General features: G+C 60.9%; 13 protein-coding genes. 5 read left to right on the top strand and 8 right to left on the bottom strand.

What is annotated here, in order from left to right; translation table 11 throughout:
• Positions 1-78: 78 nt before the first annotated feature.
• The 3 genes from AACY31_RS10355 to AACY31_RS10345 all read right to left on the bottom strand — a co-directional run bounded on the left by AACY31_RS10355 (position 79) and on the right by AACY31_RS10345 (position 2,901).
• Positions 79-1,227, bottom strand: coding sequence for a TDT family transporter (locus tag AACY31_RS10355; RefSeq protein ID WP_339475066.1), 1,149 nt, complete (start codon positions 1,225-1,227; stop codon positions 79-81).
• A gap of 103 nt (positions 1,228-1,330) precedes the next feature.
• Positions 1,331-1,642: a cupin domain-containing protein gene (locus tag AACY31_RS10350; RefSeq protein ID WP_339475069.1), complete on the bottom strand. Its 312-nt coding sequence runs from the start codon at positions 1,640-1,642 to the stop codon at positions 1,331-1,333.
• 68 nt (positions 1,643-1,710) lie between these two features.
• Entirely contained in the window at positions 1,711-2,901 is a 1,191-nt protein-coding gene (locus AACY31_RS10345) for an MFS transporter (RefSeq protein WP_339475070.1), read from the bottom strand.
• A gap of 102 nt (positions 2,902-3,003) precedes the next feature.
• On the opposite strand from AACY31_RS10345, the gene AACY31_RS10340 reads away from it, so the two are divergent.
• Together AACY31_RS10340 and AACY31_RS10335 are read left to right on the top strand one after the other, a co-directional pair.
• Positions 3,004-3,543, top strand: coding sequence for a TetR/AcrR family transcriptional regulator (locus AACY31_RS10340; protein ID WP_339475072.1), 540 nt, complete (start codon positions 3,004-3,006; stop codon positions 3,541-3,543).
• Positions 3,544-3,703: 160 nt separating this feature from the next.
• A complete protein-coding gene (locus tag AACY31_RS10335; protein ID WP_339475074.1) occupies positions 3,704-7,174 on the top strand; it encodes a hybrid sensor histidine kinase/response regulator in 3,471 nt (1,156 codons plus the stop codon).
• Between the two features lie 154 nt (positions 7,175-7,328).
• On the opposite strand, the gene rmuC is transcribed toward AACY31_RS10335, so the two are convergent.
• Positions 7,329-8,717, bottom strand: a complete 1,389-nt coding sequence (gene rmuC, locus AACY31_RS10330) for a DNA recombination protein RmuC (RefSeq protein WP_339504405.1) — start codon at positions 8,715-8,717, stop codon at positions 7,329-7,331.
• Between the two features lie 188 nt (positions 8,718-8,905).
• Positions 8,906-9,229, bottom strand: coding sequence for a sel1 repeat family protein (locus AACY31_RS10325; RefSeq protein ID WP_339475077.1), 324 nt, complete (start codon positions 9,227-9,229; stop codon positions 8,906-8,908).
• A 956-nt stretch (positions 9,230-10,185) separates the two neighbouring features.
• On the opposite strand from AACY31_RS10325, the gene AACY31_RS10320 reads away from it, so the two are divergent.
• From AACY31_RS10320 to AACY31_RS10310, 3 genes are all read left to right on the top strand, one after another.
• Positions 10,186-10,410 carry a hypothetical protein gene (locus tag AACY31_RS10320; RefSeq protein WP_003204606.1) on the top strand — a complete coding sequence of 75 codons (225 nt, stop codon included), beginning with the start codon at positions 10,186-10,188 and terminating at the stop codon, positions 10,408-10,410.
• A gap of 275 nt (positions 10,411-10,685) precedes the next feature.
• The gene (locus tag AACY31_RS10315; protein WP_339475080.1) at positions 10,686-11,168 is read left to right on the top strand and encodes a hypothetical protein; all 483 of its coding nucleotides are present in this window, start codon (positions 10,686-10,688) and stop codon (positions 11,166-11,168) included.
• 144 nt (positions 11,169-11,312) lie between these two features.
• The gene (locus AACY31_RS10310) at positions 11,313-12,584 is read left to right on the top strand and encodes an OmpP1/FadL family transporter (protein ID WP_339475083.1); all 1,272 of its coding nucleotides are present in this window, start codon (positions 11,313-11,315) and stop codon (positions 12,582-12,584) included.
• Positions 12,585-12,673: 89 nt separating this feature from the next.
• On the opposite strand, the gene AACY31_RS10305 is transcribed toward AACY31_RS10310, so the two are convergent.
• From AACY31_RS10305 to AACY31_RS10295, 3 genes are all read right to left on the bottom strand, one after another.
• On the bottom strand, positions 12,674-13,225 hold the full coding sequence (locus AACY31_RS10305) for a glutathione peroxidase (RefSeq protein ID WP_339504396.1): 552 nt from the start codon (positions 13,223-13,225) through the stop codon (positions 12,674-12,676).
• Positions 13,226-13,406: 181 nt separating this feature from the next.
• Positions 13,407-14,615, bottom strand: coding sequence for an MFS transporter (locus tag AACY31_RS10300; RefSeq protein ID WP_339475087.1), 1,209 nt, complete (start codon positions 14,613-14,615; stop codon positions 13,407-13,409).
• A 52-nt stretch (positions 14,616-14,667) separates the two neighbouring features.
• Positions 14,668-15,072, bottom strand: coding sequence for a MarR family winged helix-turn-helix transcriptional regulator (locus AACY31_RS10295; RefSeq protein ID WP_339504395.1), 405 nt, complete (start codon positions 15,070-15,072; stop codon positions 14,668-14,670).
• Positions 15,073-15,103: the final 31 nt, after the last annotated feature.

Below are 15,103 nucleotides of genomic sequence, written 5' to 3'. Positions count from 1 at the left end.
CCATGTTCCTGAGTGGCGTGGACGCTTATTGGAATGAACGCTTTTCGATCCAGGCCACACATTACCTGTCTTTAGCGATTATTTCGCCAGCCCTGCAATGCAGGGCGACACAAACAACTCACCGTGCCAGGCACCGAGGACCGTACGCCGCCCGACGATCAGCCACATCACCACCAGCATCGCCACCAGCACAGCGCCGAACACGCTGAAAAAAGCCAGACCCAGCAGCTCCGAGAGCTTCAACGTGGTCAACGCGTACACGCCCAAGGGGAAGGTAAACCCCCACCAGCCGAGGTTGAAGGGAATGCCTGCGCGCAGGTAACGCGCGGTAATCAGCAGCGCCATCAACATCCACCACAACCCCAACCCCCACAGCGTGATGCCGGCCACCAGGCCCAACCCGGCGGCGATTTCGCCCACGCCGGACAGCTCATTGGCGGCAAAAATCAGCGGGGCATCGTTGCCCAGCAGCAACATGCCCAGGGCACCGGTGCCGATCGGACCGAGGGCCAGCCAGCTCGAGGCGGCCATGTTTTCGTGAGGCAGTTTGTGCAGCGCCATGCGCAACAGCAAAATCGTCAGGATGCTGAACGCCACCGGCAGAGAAAAGGCCCAGAGCACGTAGCTGGTCACCAGCATGACCAGTTGCCCATGAGCGTCGGCCAGATGCGGCGCCAACAGCCCGCCACTGGCTGCCGCGACTTCGGCGGCCACCACCGGCAGGAGCCATACGGCGGTCATTTGATCGATGCGGTGTTCCTGGCGGGTGAACATCAAGAATGGAATCAGCACACCACAGGCCAGCGACATGGCCACGTCGATCCACCATAACACCTCAGCCACCGCCACCACACCGCTCCCCCAGCGCGCCAGTCCAAATACCAAAAAGCCGTTGATGATGGTCGCCAGCCCCATGGGAATGGTGCCGAAAAACATCGAGACTGTTGAATGGCCGAAAATCCGTCGCGCTTCGTTGAAGAACAGCACCCAACGGGCCGTGTACATGAGGGCGAACACCACGAACAACAGCGTGTTGAACAACCACAAGCCTTCGCTCAGGAGGCGCAGGCCCGGTACATTCCCAGGCCATTGCGCCAAGGCCAGCGCCAGCACACCGGTGCCCATGACCACGGCAAACCAGTTAGGCGTGAATTGGCGAATGGCCTCCAGCGGCCTGGGCAAATGACTCAATGGACGCAAGCGATTTTTTGCAGCGCAGCATGTCATGGCGAACTCCTGTCCTCGGATGAGGTGGAGCCATGCTAGAGCCGGATCAAATATCTATATAACGGGTAATTTCTCTATATGTTATCGGTTTAACAGATAACCATCAGACGCTGCCTTCGCTCTCGACCACCAGGATTCTCGCTGCGCCCACGGGCCTGGCCACATGCTCGGTGCCCACCGAGGCGTAGAAAATATCCCCGGCCTCCAGCAAGGTCTCCTTTTCGACACCCTCTTCCCGATAGCACATCCGCACTTGCCCATCGAGCACCACGAAAACTTCCTCGCCGTCATTGACGTGCCATTTGTAGGGCTGATCGGTCCAGTGCAGACGCGTGGTGATGCCGTTCATGTTGGCGATATCCAGCGCCGCCCAGGCGCGGTCCCCGGTGAAGGATTTGCTACGAATGATTTTCAAGAGATCGTCCGGAAAAAGACTGAGGCGCCAAGACTAACCCACTGCCAGCGGCGCCTGCATGCATGGTTTCAAGGCCGCGCGCCATCGCTGACCGATCTCATGGATTGACGTATCCCCAACAACGCAACGACACACAGCACAATCAACACCGCGCCATAACCATCGGTGGTCGGGATCAATCCGAACACCCGCGTCAGGTTCCCCGCCAGCAGCGACGGCAGGCTGAAGGCCAGGTAACTGAGGACATAGAACGCCGACATCAAACCGGCTCGTTCGTGGGGCAATGCCAGCGGCATGATGCTGCGCAGCGCGCCCAGAAATCCTGCGCCAAAGCCGCCGCCAGTGACCAGCGTGCCCATGAAGAACAATGGCACGCTAGCGCCATGCACCGCCACCAGCACCCATGCAAGACCGATCACCAGCAGACTCGCGGAGGAGCGCAACATTTTGTCGGCCTCCTGGTTGCGCAACAGGTAGATGGATAACGCGCCGCTGAGGGTCAACACCGCCACCAACGCGCCGCCGATCAGGTTGGAGGTCGATCCGGTTGCCGTCCGTACCAGGGACGGTGCCAGTGACAGGTAGAACCCGCCCACGGCCCAGGCCGCCAGGTTCAGTGGCAGGACCCGCCACAAGGCTTGCCGCGCCTGGAGCGGCACATGCAGGGTTGGCCGCAGGGACTGCCAGGCACCGGGTTGCGGGCTGACGCTTTCCGCCAGGCGCCAGAGGTAAACGGCCTGGGCCAGGAACAAGCCCAACAAAAGCCAGTACGTCAGTTGCAAGGGCAGCGGCGCGAATTCAGCCAGCAGGCCACCGCCCAGCGCCCCGCATGCCATGCCCAACAGCGGCGCGACACTGGTGATCAGCGGGCCTTGACGACGGTCGAAATCCAGCAAGGCAGCCCCCAGCACGCTGGTGGCCATGCCGGTGGCAAATCCCTGGATCAACCGTGCACTGATCAACCAGACAACGCTGTCGGCGCTGATAAACAGCAGCATCGCCAGCATGTTGAGCAACAACGCCACGAAAATCACTGGTTTGCGGCCCAGGTAATCCGACAGCGAACCCACGATCAACAAGGCCGCCAACAGACTGAACGCGTACACACCGAAAATCAGCGTCAGGACGGCCGGGGAAAAATGCAATTGTTCCTGGTAAAGGTGGTACAACGGCGTCGGCGCGCTGGACGCGGCGAGAAAACCGAGCAAGGTGAGCGCCAGGAAGATCAGGCTGGCACGGGTCGAAGCTGGACGGGACATGGGCACGCTCCACAAAATATCCACAAAAGCTAATTTTTTGCTTTTGCGGAGTGTGCTACCGGCGTGCGCTTAAAGCAAATTCTTTGTGTTAAGGTCTGACGCATGGCGATTAAAGAAGGTTTACGCCCCGGCGGTCGAAGCGCCCGGGTCCAAGAGTCGATTCATTCGGCGGTCCGCGACCTGCTGCAAGAGCAGGACCGCGCAACCCTGACCGTACCGCAAATCGCTGCGCGCGCCGGGGTCACGCCGTCCACCATTTACCGGCGCTGGGGGGATCTGCCGGCGCTGCTGGCCGACGTCGCTATCGCCCGTTTGCACCCCGACAGTGAACCCGTCAACACCGGCAGCCTGCGCGGCGACCTACTCGCCTGGGCCGAGCAGTACCTGGACGAGATGAGTTCCGAGCCCGGGCGCAATATGATGCGCGACATCCAGGCCTGCGCCACCCCGGGGTATTGCGTGGGGATCATCAGCCGTCAGTTGCAAATCATCCTGGACCGCTACCCCGATGAGCCCAATCCAGGCGTCGAACGGCTGATCAATGTGGTGGTGGCGCCGACGGTGTTTCGTATCCTCTTTGCCACCGCGCCATTGGAAGTTGGGGAGTTGTATCGGTTGGTGGATATTGCGTTGGCTCAGTAAGACCGCGAAGAGGCCCGAAAGAACACCAAATAATCTGAGCATTTCCCCCGCCTGCGACACCCCACCACGCCTCGACCTTGGTCGACACTGACGAACCCGAGCGGGCATGCGAGACTGTCCTGCCGGGCTCAAGTCCCGGTGTCTTTGTCCGGGAGTTTCCATGTCGTTGTCCAGCGGGCTGATCGCCGTTGTCGCCCTGGCCTATATGGCCATCATGTTCGCCATCGCCTTCTACGGCGACCGGCGCAGCACACCGCTGCCGCCACGGGTGCGGGCCTGGGTCTACAGCCTGTCGCTGGCGGTGTATTGCACCAGCTGGACGTTCTTTGGTGCCGTCGGCCAGGCGGCCGAACAGCTCTGGTCATTCCTGCCGATCTACCTCGGGCCCATCCTGCTGCTGGTGCTGGCGCCGTGGGTCCTGCAGAAAATGGTGATGATCAGCAAACAGGAGAACATCACCTCCATCGCCGACTTCATCGCCGCCCGCTACGGTAAGTCCCAATCCCTGGCGGTGGTGGTCGCACTGATCTGTCTGGTCGGCGTGCTGCCGTACATTGCGTTGCAGCTCAAGGGCATCGTGCTCGGGGTGAACTTGTTGATCGGTGCCGGCGCCGATGCCATGGGCACCCGTGCCCAGGACACCGCGCTGATCGTTTCGCTGATCCTGGCGTTGTTCACCATCGTGTTCGGTACTCGCAACCTGGACGCCACCGAACACCACCGTGGCATGGTGCTGGCGATTGCCTTCGAATCCCTGGTCAAGCTGTTCGCCTTCCTGGCGGTCGGTGCGTTCGTGACGTTCGGCCTTTACGACGGCTTCGACGACCTGTTCAACCAGGCCATGCTCGCCCCACGCCTGGAGCAATACTGGAAAGAAACCATCAACTGGCCGTCCATGGTGGTGCAGACCGGGGTGGCGATGATGGCGATCATCTGCTTGCCGCGGCAGTTCCACGTGACCGTGGTGGAAAACATCGAGCCTCAGGACCTGCGCCTGGCCAAATGGGTATTCCCCGCCTACCTGGCCCTGGCCGCGCTGTTCGTGGTGCCCATCGCCCTCGCCGGGCAGATGCTGCTGCCCAGCTCGGTACTGCCGGATTCGTTCGTCATCAGCCTGCCGCTGGCCCAGGCCCATCCAGCCCTGGCGTTGCTGGCGTTCATTGGCGGCGCCTCGGCGGCCACCGGCATGGTGATCGTCGCAAGTGTGGCGCTGTCTACCATGGTCTCCAACGACATGTTGTTACCGTGGCTGCTGCGCCGCAACAACGCCGAACGGCCCTTCGAAGTGTTCCGCCAGTGGATGCTATCGGTGCGTCGGGTGAGCATCGTCGTGATCCTGTTCTTGGCCTACGTCAGCTACCGCCTGCTGGGTTCGACAGCGAGCCTGGCGACCATCGGCCAGATAGCCTTCGCCGCCGTGACCCAACTGGCCCCCGCCATGCTCGGCGCGCTGTACTGGAAACAGGCCAATCGCCGCGGCGTGTTCGCCGGCCTCGCCATGGGGATTTTCCTGTGGTTCTACACCTTGGTGTTGCCGATCACGGCCCACAGCCTGGGCTGGTCGCTCAGCAGCTTCCCCGGTCTGGCCTGGCTGCACGGCAACCCATTGAACCTGCCGATTACGCCACTGACCCAAGGGGTGGTCCTGTCCCTGGCCGGTAACTTCACACTGTTCGCCTGGATATCCGTACTGTCGCGTACACGCGTCTCGGAACACTGGCAGGCCGGACGCTTCATCGGCCAGGAAATCAGTGCCCGCCCCAACCCCCGTTCAATGCTGGCGGTGCACATCGAAGACCTGTTGCAACTGGCCGCACGTTTCGTCGGCGAGGAGCGGGCGCGGCAGAGTTTCATTCGTTTTGCCTACCGCCAGGGCAAAGGCTTCAACCCGAGCCAGAACGCCGACAGTGAATGGATCGCCCATACCGAACGCCTGCTGGCCGGTGTGCTTGGGGCCTCTTCGACAAGGGCTGTCGTAAAAGCCGCCATTGAAGGTCGGGAGATGCAGCTCGAGGACGTCGTGCGGATCGCAGACGAAGCGTCGGAAGTGCTGCAGTTCAACCGAGCCCTGCTGCAAGGTGCCATCGAGAACATCAGTCAGGGCATCAGCGTGGTCGACCAGTCCCTCAGGCTCGTGGCCTGGAACCGTCGCTACCTGGAGCTGTTCAAGTATCCGGACGGCTTGATCAGTGTCGGCCGGCCCATTGCCGACATCATCCGCTACAACGCCGAGCGTGGTCTCTGCGGCCCGGGCGAAGCGGAAGTCCACGTCGCCCGACGCCTGCACTGGATGCGCCAGGGCCGCGCCCATACCTCTGAGCGCCTGTTCCCCAACGGCCGGGTGATCGAGCTGATCGGCAACCCGATGCCCGGTGGCGGTTTCGTCATGAGTTTCACCGACATCACCGCGTTCCGTGAGGCCGCACAGGCACTGACCGAAGCCAACGAGGGGCTGGAGCAACGGGTGGCCGAGCGCACCCGGGAATTGTCCCAACTGAACCTGGCCCTGACCGAAGCCAAGAGCACCGCCGAAGCGGCCTATCAATCCAAGACCCGGTTCCTGGCGGCGGTCAGCCACGACCTGATGCAACCGCTCAACGCCGCGCGCCTGTTCTCCGCCGCGCTGTCCCACCAGCACGACGGCTTGCCGGGCGAGGCCCGACAATTGGTGCAACACTTGGACAGTTCGCTGCGCTCGGCTGAAGACCTGATCACCGACCTGCTGGACATCTCCCGCCTGGAAAACGGCAAGATCAACCCCGAGCGCAAGCCGTTCGCCCTCAACGAACTGTTCGACACCTTGGGCGCCGAATTCACGGCATTGGCCCAGGAACAAGGCCTGAAATTCCGGGTGCGGGGCTCGCGGCTGCGGGTCGACAGCGACATCAAGTTGTTGCGGCGGGTTCTGCAGAACTTCCTCACCAACGCCTTCCGCTATGCCAAGGGCCCGGTGCTATTGGGGGTACGTCGACACAACCGCGAGCTGTGCCTGGAAGTCTGGGATCGCGGGCCGGGCATCGCTGAGGATAAGCTGCAGGTCATTTTCGAAGAGTTCAAGCGCCTGGACAGCCACCAGACCCGCGCCGAAAAAGGCCTGGGCCTGGGCCTGGCCATCGCCGACGGGCTATGCCGCGTGCTCGGCCATACCTTGCGCGTGCGCTCCTGGCCGGGGCGCGGCAGCGTGTTCAGCGTCAGCGTCCCCTTGGCCCCTACACAGGTTGTCGCACCGAGCCCCGCGGCCGAACCCAACGGCCATCTGCCAAGCGGTGCTCAGGTGCTGTGCGTCGATAATGAAGACAGCATCCTGATCGGCATGAACAGCCTGCTGACACGCTGGGGTTGCCAGGTATGGACAGCGCGCAACCGCGAGGAATGCGAGCGTTGGCTGGCCCAAGGCGGGCGACCGCAACTGGCGCTGGTGGATTTTCATCTGGACGACGGCGAGACCGGTACCGAGCTGATGGCCTGGTTGCGCAAGCGTATGGGGGAACCGGTGCCGGGGGTGGTGATCAGCGCCGATGGCCGCCCCGAGACGGTGGCCCAGGTGCATGCCGCTGGCCTGGATTACCTGGCCAAGCCGGTGAAGCCGGCGGCATTGCGGGCGTTGTTGAGTCGGCATTTGCCGTTGTAATGGGCAGCGGAACACGCTGCTCCCCTGTGGTGATGGAAAATCTTGTGGGAGCAAGGCTTGCCGCGATAGCGGTCTCAGGATGCCATCGCGAGCAAGTTTTGCTCCCACACGATGACCTCGCCACAAGTTTGCGCTTCAGCCTTGGGCTTGTGTTTCAGCCCTGGGTTTTCTCGCGGGCCTCTTCCGGCAACTCAGGCAGCCCATCCGCATCGGTCATCGCCCGTTCGAGCAATTCGCTGGGCAAGCTCTTGCTGGCCCGGGCGCCGAGCAGTTTGAGCTGTTCGCTGCGGCTGATCAGGTTGCCGCGCCCTTCCGTCAGCTTGTTGCGCGCCGCGCTGTAGGCTTTGTCCAGCTGCTGCAAGCGACTGCCAATCTCGTCCAGGTCCTGGATGAACAAGACGAACTTGTCATACAGCCACCCGGCCCGCTCGGCGATTTCCCGGGCGTTCTGGCTCTGGCGTTCCTGCTTCCACAAGCTGTCGATCACCCGTAGGGTCGCCAGCAACGTGGTCGGGCTGACGATCACGATGTTGCGGTCGAAGGCTTCCTGGAACAGGTTCGGCTCAGCTTGCAGGGCGGCGGAAAACGCCGCTTCGATCGGCACGAACAGCAACACGAAATCCAGGCTGTGCAAACCGTCCAGGCGTTTGTAGTCCTTGCCGGCCAAGCCTTTGACGTGGGCGCGCAACGACACCACATGTTGCTTGAGGGCAAGCTGGCCGATGGCGTCATCTTCAGCGGCCACGTACTGCTGATAAGCCGTGAGGCTGACCTTGGAATCGACCACCACTTGCTTGTCGCCCGGCAGATAAATCAACACGTCTGGCTGAAAACGCTCGCCGTCCGGGCCCTTGAGGCTGACCTGGGTCTGATACTCGCGGCCCTTCTCCAGGCCGGCATGTTCGAGCACCCGTTCCAGAATCAGCTCGCCCCAGTTGCCCTGGGTCTTCTGGCCCTTGAGCGCGCGGGTGAGGTTGGTGGCCTCGTCGCTCAAGCGCAGGTTCAGTTGCTGCAGGCGCTCCAGCTCCTTGCCCAGGGAGAAACGTTCCCGGGCCTCGGCCTGATAACTTTCTTCGACACGTTTTTCAAAGGACTGGATGCGCTCCTTCAGCGGATCGAGCAACTGGCCCAGGCGCTGGTGGCTGGTCTCGGCGAAACGCTGCTCACGCTCATCGAAGATTTTTCCGGCGAGCTCGGCGAACTGTGCCCGCAACTCGTCTCGCGAACCTTGCAGATCATCCAGGCGTTGCTGATGGCTTTCCTGTTGCTCGCGCAGTTCAGCATGCAACGACGCCGCCTGGGCATCGAGCCGCCGCAGTTCCGCTTCCTTGTTGGCGCGCTCGAGGCTCCAGGCATGGGCCGCATCCCGGGCGTTGTCGCGCTCGATTTGCAACAACTCGACTTCACGACTGACTGCCGCAAGCTCGGCTTGCTTGGCGGCGTTGGCCTGGCTGAGGTCGCTGATCTCGTCACGGCAGGCATCGAGTTGGGCGTTGAGGCCGTCGTGGGCCATGTGCGCGGTGGCCAGGCGTTCTTCCAGCAGGGCCTGTTCGGTCTGCGCAGCGCCGGCCTGGCGTTGCAGGTGCCAGGCCAGTGCCAGCAACGGTACCGCAGCACCCGCCAAGCCAAACAACAGGCTGGTCAAATCCATAGCCATGACAATTCCTGCCGATCAAATAAAGCCCGAAGGTTAACCAAGCGGCCGGGGGTTGCCCAGCTCGGTCTTCGTTTTCAGCCTTCGATTTCACCGAGGACCCGGCGGGCTTGATCATCGCCGGCCCGTGCGGCCTGGCGCAGCAGGTCCTGACCGATGCGGCGATCCCGGGCGTTGCCGCATTCACGGCACATCAACTGTCCGAGACGACTTTGCGCTGCCACCACGCCTTCACGGGCCGGTTGCTTGAGTAAACGGCCGGCCAAGTGCTTGACGCTGGGGCTATCCCCCAGTCGCGGGCTGTCGAGCAGCCACTCAGCCACCCGCATCGAAATACGCTTGGGTGGAGTAACACCAGGGGGGGTGGAGGTAACAGGATTTGATACGGAGCGAAACTTCATAAAACACTGTGGGATAGATCGGAAGGCGCGCCACTCTACTCCTTTTTTCGTACGGGTAAAGCCGAAAAAAAACCAGCACGCCCGTGCTAGAGCAAGCGCTTGGGACAATCCACAGAAGCTGTGGATAACTCAGTGGACAACCCCCCCTGAACTCGCGCAAAGCCCTGTGGAACGGGGCCTGCACTCAAACTGACGATTTTTTCACCAGCAAAAAAAAGCGATGTTTTTCATTGACTTAAATTTTGGATACAGGCACCCACCCCGGATTGTTTCGACCTGACAGTACAGTGACAGGTGGTGCAGCGAGTGTGCACAAGTAACCGCCGAATGGGTTATAACGCTGCGCTTTTTTGGCGCATCTGGCGGTAAAAGCTGGGGATAAACCTCGGTTCTTGCGCGCAGCGTGGGTAGCATGAACACACCCGAATACAGTTGGATCCTGTGCTACGAGTCCGATTCCAACATCGGCCCATGGTCCTACTTGAATATTTTTTAACCAGCGCCCTTCCCTTCACGAGTTCGATCCGTTAGTATCCGCGGCGTTAGTACCAAGCTGAAAGTCAATTCAGGGTCGAACACATCTCTACGGTCAGCCATCCTTCAAAGGACGCCTCACCGAAAAAAAGAGACCGGCCCCCTCGATGGTTTCCAGGTAAACCTTGCGCCAACACTGCCTTTGATCGAATGCGAAGGGTGTTGCCAGGCTCATTATTCTGACCGAACCAACCTGCAAAATTGATCAGGATCTTCACCCCGGGCCCAGAACCTTTGCCCTTGATGTGTTGCCTGCCCTCCTAAGTACCTACCTGCCAGCCCAAGTGCGCACTTTATATAGCGCTCAAACTGGCTGCTTTGTTCCAGTCGGGTTCTTCGTTCGACCAATGGTGGTCGACGTTACTGGAACGTTTTAACGTTGCACGGTTCTTAACCGTGTCATTTGTAGGAACACCCATAACATGTCTACTCAAATCCACGCACAGGATGCTATCCGCACCCTAACCAACGCTTTTGCCCCGATGAACTGCCTGATCATGGCCGCTCGCAAAGGCTGCTTCAGCTTCACCCTGGTCAACGAACACGGCATCGCCCGTCACAGCGAACGCCTGTACCCCGATCAGTACTCCAGCGCCGAACCGCTGCAGGCCGTGATCGAGCGTACCCGCCAGGCACTGGTTGCCTGAGACGACAGAAAGGCTGAAACCCCAAAGGCCCCGCCCAGAAAGCGGGGCTTTTTATTGCCTGGAATGTCTCGATCAAGCGAAACGGCGTAAGTACCAAGGGATATAACAGTTATAACCGTTCGCTGAAGATGTTTTAAAAACAGTCCTTTACAGCGCAAATATGACACTACACTTCAAGTCAAGCGGCATGATCCGCTTCCGGCGGGGCCTGGACCGATCCACCGCTGCCAAGCCCACACTCTTCAGGCCCCGCCCATTCACACTTCGAGGGTTTTATGGGTATCGCTGCCAGCGAACTGTGTCGATATGTGATCCGCCCGACGCTCCTCTACCTTGAGCGTCATAGCGCAACCGCGGAATCCTTGTTGCTGGGCATTGCCGCCAGCCAGTCCGCCCTCGGTTCGGCCCTGCATGATCGCCGCGGGCACGGCCTGTATCGCATTACCGAACCCCGACACCAGGCACTCTGGGATCATTACCTGGCGCTGGACCCGGAGCGTGCCAGCCTGGTACGCGGCCTGGCCAGCCAGCACGCCTTTCTCAGCGGCCCGCACCTGGAGTTGACCGTCAACCTGCGCTACGCCACCGCCATTGCCTGGCTGCTGGTGGAGGAACGGAACACCCCGCTTCCCGAAGCCGATGACCTGCTGGGCATGGCCCGCATCTGGCGACAGACCTTTCACCCCCAAGGACGCCTGCGAGATTTCACCTGTGCCTGGCGAAGCTACGTCTCGCCACTGAACCAAGTCGCTTGCTGACGGGAAATTTGGAAACTTCCTACAATGGTCGCGAATTTGGTCTGATTGTCCTACAAAAGCACTCTAAATCAAGCGATAAAGGCTATAGCGCTTGGCCGAAAATGTTGGTAATTTTCGCCCCGGTGATCACCAGGAGTTCTAACAATGAAAAAAATGATGCTCAAAACCACCCTTGGCCTTGCCGTGACCTTGGCATCCACGCAACTCTTCGCCAGTGGCTTTGCCTTGAACGAACAAAGCATCAGTGGCATGGGCACTGGTTTCGCAGGTCGTTCTTCCGCTGCCGATGACGCCAGCACCGTGTTTGGCAACCCTGCCGGCATGTCGCGCCTCAAGCGCCAGCAAGTCACCGGTGGCTTCGCCGCCATCGATGCCTCCACCGATATCGACGATGCCAGCGGCACCCAGTCCGGCACCAACAAGGGCGACATGGTCCCGCTTACCGGCGTTCCGATGGGTTATTACGTCAAGCCTATCGATGATCAGTGGGCGTTCGGCCTGGGTGTCTACGCACCGTTCGGCTTGATCACCGATTACGAAAATGGCTTCCAGGGCCGGAGCTTCGGCAGCAAGAGCGAAGTGAAAGTCGTCACGTTCCAGCCAACCGTCAGCTATGCCTTCAACGACAAGGTATCGATCGGTTTCGGCCCAACCATCAACCGTATTTCCGGCTCCCTGGAATCGAAACTGGGCGTACCAGGCCTGCCCGAGGCGGGCGTGGAGATCAAGGGTGACGACATTGGCTACGGCTACAACATTGGCGTGCTGGTCCAGGCAACCGACACCACTCGTGTCGGCCTGACCTACCATTCCAAGGTCAAGTACAAGCTTGAAGGCCACACTGAAGTGAGCCCGGGCGCCGGCACACCGGCCTTCCTGCTCAGCAATGGTCGCTACGACGCTTCGCTGGACATCACCACGCCTGAATCGGTGGACTTTTCGGTCACCCAGCAAATCAATGATGCCTGGACCGTCTACGCCGGCAGCACCTGGACTCGCTGGAGCCGCCTGAAAGAAATTACCGTAAACAACGACGTAACGAGTGGTGGTGCCCTGAACCCGCCCCTCTTCGGTACCATCACCGAAGAGCAAAACTGGCACGACACCTGGGCCTACGCCATCGGTACCTCCTACCAGTTGAACAAGCAGTGGGTACTGCGTACCGGCCTGACCTTCGACCAGTCGCCGACCAACAACCAGGACCGCTCGCCACGCATTCCGACCGGCGACCGGACCATCTTCAGCCTCGGTGCCGGCTGGAGCCCGACAGAAGACCTGACCATCGACGTGGCTTATTCCTACCTCAAGGAAGAAAAAGTCAAAGTCGGCGGCAGCAATGCGCTCGGCCAATCCTACAACGCTGAATACGAAAACAGCGCCAACGGTTTCGGCGTCGGTGCAACCTACCGCTTCTGATGTTTCACGGCGAACCTGAACCACTCGCCACCTGAAGCGAAAAAAGCCCCGCACTCTGCAAAGAGGCGGGGCTTTTTCGTGGTCTGCAATCAGGGCTTGGAAGCAATGGCCGCTTCTACCGCCTTGATGAAATCAGGATCGTCAGGCTTGATCCGACTGGAAAAACTGCCAACGACTTTACCCTGGCGGTCCACCACGTACTTGTAGAAATTCCACTTCGGCGCGGCGGATTGTTCAGCCAGGTGTTTGAACAGCGGTATCGCATCCGCACCACGCACCGGCTGTGGTTCGGTCATGGTGAAGGTCACGCCGTAATTGACGTAGCAGACCTTGGCGGTTTCAGCACCATCCTTGGACTCCTGCTTGAAGTCATTGGACGGCACACCCAGCACTTGCAAGCCTTGGCCCTTGTAGCGCTGGTTGAGCGCCTCAAGACCTTTGAACTGCGGGGCGAACCCACAGAAGCTGGCAGTGTTGACCACCACCAGTGGCTTGCCGGCGAAGCGCTGGCACAGATCGATGGTTTCCTTGGCCCGCAGCTTGGGCAACGAACCCTCCAGCAACAACGGGCAATCGGCGGCCCAGACTTGCCCAGTCACAGCCAGCAACAGGGCGGGAACAGCAAACCAGCGCATCAACATGTCGTTTTTCCTTAAAAGCACGTCAGACCAAGACGTTACTCGCAGCGTCCGATGCCGTCCATTGCTCAACACGCCCCCATGCCCAGTTGCATCAATGCCAAACCGCCCTGATGCCAACCCCACCAGGCTAACGCCAGCAGCAGGCTGGCACCGACAGCGATCAACCACGGGCCGACGCGACTCATGTCGCACCGACCTGCACTTGCAGGCGCGCTACCGGCCGTTCACGCACCGGCCAGTTCAACGCCGCCGCCAACAGGCTGAGCAGGATCGACACCTGCCAGATCAAGTCGTAGCTGCCGGTGCGGTCGTACACCACCCCGCCCAACCAACCACCGAGGAACGAACCCAACTGGTGGAACAGGAACACGATCCCACCCAACATCGACAGATTTCGTACACCAAACAGGGTCGCTACCGTGCCATTGGTCAACGGCACCGTCGACAGCCACAGCAAGCCCATCGCCATGCCGAACAAGTACGCCGTCGTGGTCGTCACCGGCAGCCACAGGAACAGACCGATCACCACCGCCCGCGCCAGGTACAACCCGGTCAACAGGCGCGGCTTGGACATGCGCCCACCCAGCCAGCCGGCGGTGTAAGTGCCGAAAATATTGAACAAACCGACCAGGGCCAGCACCGTCGTGCCGACGCTGGCGGGCAGGTGCTGGTCCACCAGGTACGCCGGCAAATGCACACCGATGAACACCACCTGGAAACCGCAGACAAAAAAGCCCACCGCCAGCAGCCAGAACCCGGAATGGCTGCACGCTTCGCGCAAGGCTTCGCCCAGGGTTTGTTCATGGCCGGCAACTGGCAACGGTGCGTCCTTGAGCATGCTCACCAGCGGCACAATCAACGCCACCAGCAGCCCCAGGGCCAACAGCGCTGCCGACCAACCAAGCCAGCCGATCAGCCCCAGCGTACCCGGCAACATGGCGAACTGGCCGAAAGAACCGGCAGCACTGGCGATGCCCATGCCCATGCTGCGCTTTTCCGGCGGCACGGCCCGTCCAACCACGCCCAGGATCACCGAGAACGACGTGCCCGACAGACCGATACCAATCAAAAGGCCCGCACTCAATGACAGCGACCATGGCGAGTCGGCCATGCCCATGAACACCAAGCCGACCGCATAGAGAACACCGCCGATCAACACCACCTTTGCCGCACCGAAGCGGTCGGCCAAGGCGCCAGTGAACGGCTGCGCTAGGCCCCAGATCAGGTTCTGCAAGGCAATGGCAAAGGCGAACACCTCGCGGCCCCAGCCGAACTCGCTACTCATGGGCGCCAGGAACAGGCCGAAGCCATGCCGCACGCCCAGGGACAACGCCAGGATCAGCGCACTGCCCACCAGGACCCAACCACAGGTACGCCACATCGATGTCATGCTTGTTCTCCAGTCGCGGGTATATACCCACTTATCATCGAACGAACCGGCTTCACGCCAGTTCATCCAGCAAGGCCAGCAAGGTCGCGCGCTTTTCCGCGCCCAGCTTATCGATCAGTTTCTGCTGCGCCGCTTCCCAGGCCGGCAATGCCGCCGCCAGCCGGGCCCGGCCCGCTTCAGTGAGCACGACGATACGGTTACGCAAGTCGTCGCCCTCGGCCAACGCCACCAGCCCCTCACCTTCCAGCACCCGCAGGTTGCGCCCCAGGGTACTGCGATCCAGGCCCATGGCCTCGGCCAGGGAGGAAATACTCGGTTGGTCCAGGCGCGCCAGGTTGTTCAGTAACGAATACTGGGCGACGTTGATCCCGAAGCCGTCGAGGGCGCCGTCGTAATACCTGCTGACGCCACGGGCGGCACGACGCAGGTTGATGCACAAACATTGGGAAGGAAGCATGATGCGTGTATATACCCGCGACTGAATGAAT

The sequence above is a fragment of the Pseudomonas sp. RL_105y_Pfl2_101 genome, assembly GCF_963970585.1.
GTDB lineage: Bacteria > Pseudomonadota > Gammaproteobacteria > Pseudomonadales > Pseudomonadaceae > Aquipseudomonas.
This window is presented reverse-complemented; position numbering and strand designations above follow the sequence as displayed.

Coding starts and splice junctions, on each gene's coding strand:
- AACY31_RS10335 (WP_339475074.1), top strand. CDS start 3,704: ATGTCGTTGTCCAGCGGGCTGATCGCCGTTGTCGCCCTGGCCTATATG.
- AACY31_RS10315 (WP_339475080.1), top strand. CDS start 10,686: ATGGGTATCGCTGCCAGCGAACTGTGTCGATATGTGATCCGCCCGACG.
- AACY31_RS10300 (WP_339475087.1), bottom strand. CDS start 14,615: ATGACATCGATGTGGCGTACCTGTGGTTGGGTCCTGGTGGGCAGTGCG.
- AACY31_RS10355 (WP_339475066.1), bottom strand. CDS start 1,227: ATGACATGCTGCGCTGCAAAAAATCGCTTGCGTCCATTGAGTCATTTG.
- AACY31_RS10310 (WP_339475083.1), top strand. CDS start 11,313: ATGAAAAAAATGATGCTCAAAACCACCCTTGGCCTTGCCGTGACCTTG.
- AACY31_RS10305 (WP_339504396.1), bottom strand. CDS start 13,225: ATGTTGATGCGCTGGTTTGCTGTTCCCGCCCTGTTGCTGGCTGTGACT.
- AACY31_RS10320 (WP_003204606.1), top strand. CDS start 10,186: ATGTCTACTCAAATCCACGCACAGGATGCTATCCGCACCCTAACCAAC.
- AACY31_RS10295 (WP_339504395.1), bottom strand. CDS start 15,072: ATGCTTCCTTCCCAATGTTTGTGCATCAACCTGCGTCGTGCCGCCCGT.
- AACY31_RS10340 (WP_339475072.1), top strand. CDS start 3,004: ATGGCGATTAAAGAAGGTTTACGCCCCGGCGGTCGAAGCGCCCGGGTC.
- AACY31_RS10345 (WP_339475070.1), bottom strand. CDS start 2,901: ATGTCCCGTCCAGCTTCGACCCGTGCCAGCCTGATCTTCCTGGCGCTC.
- AACY31_RS10325 (WP_339475077.1), bottom strand. CDS start 9,229: ATGAAGTTTCGCTCCGTATCAAATCCTGTTACCTCCACCCCCCCTGGT.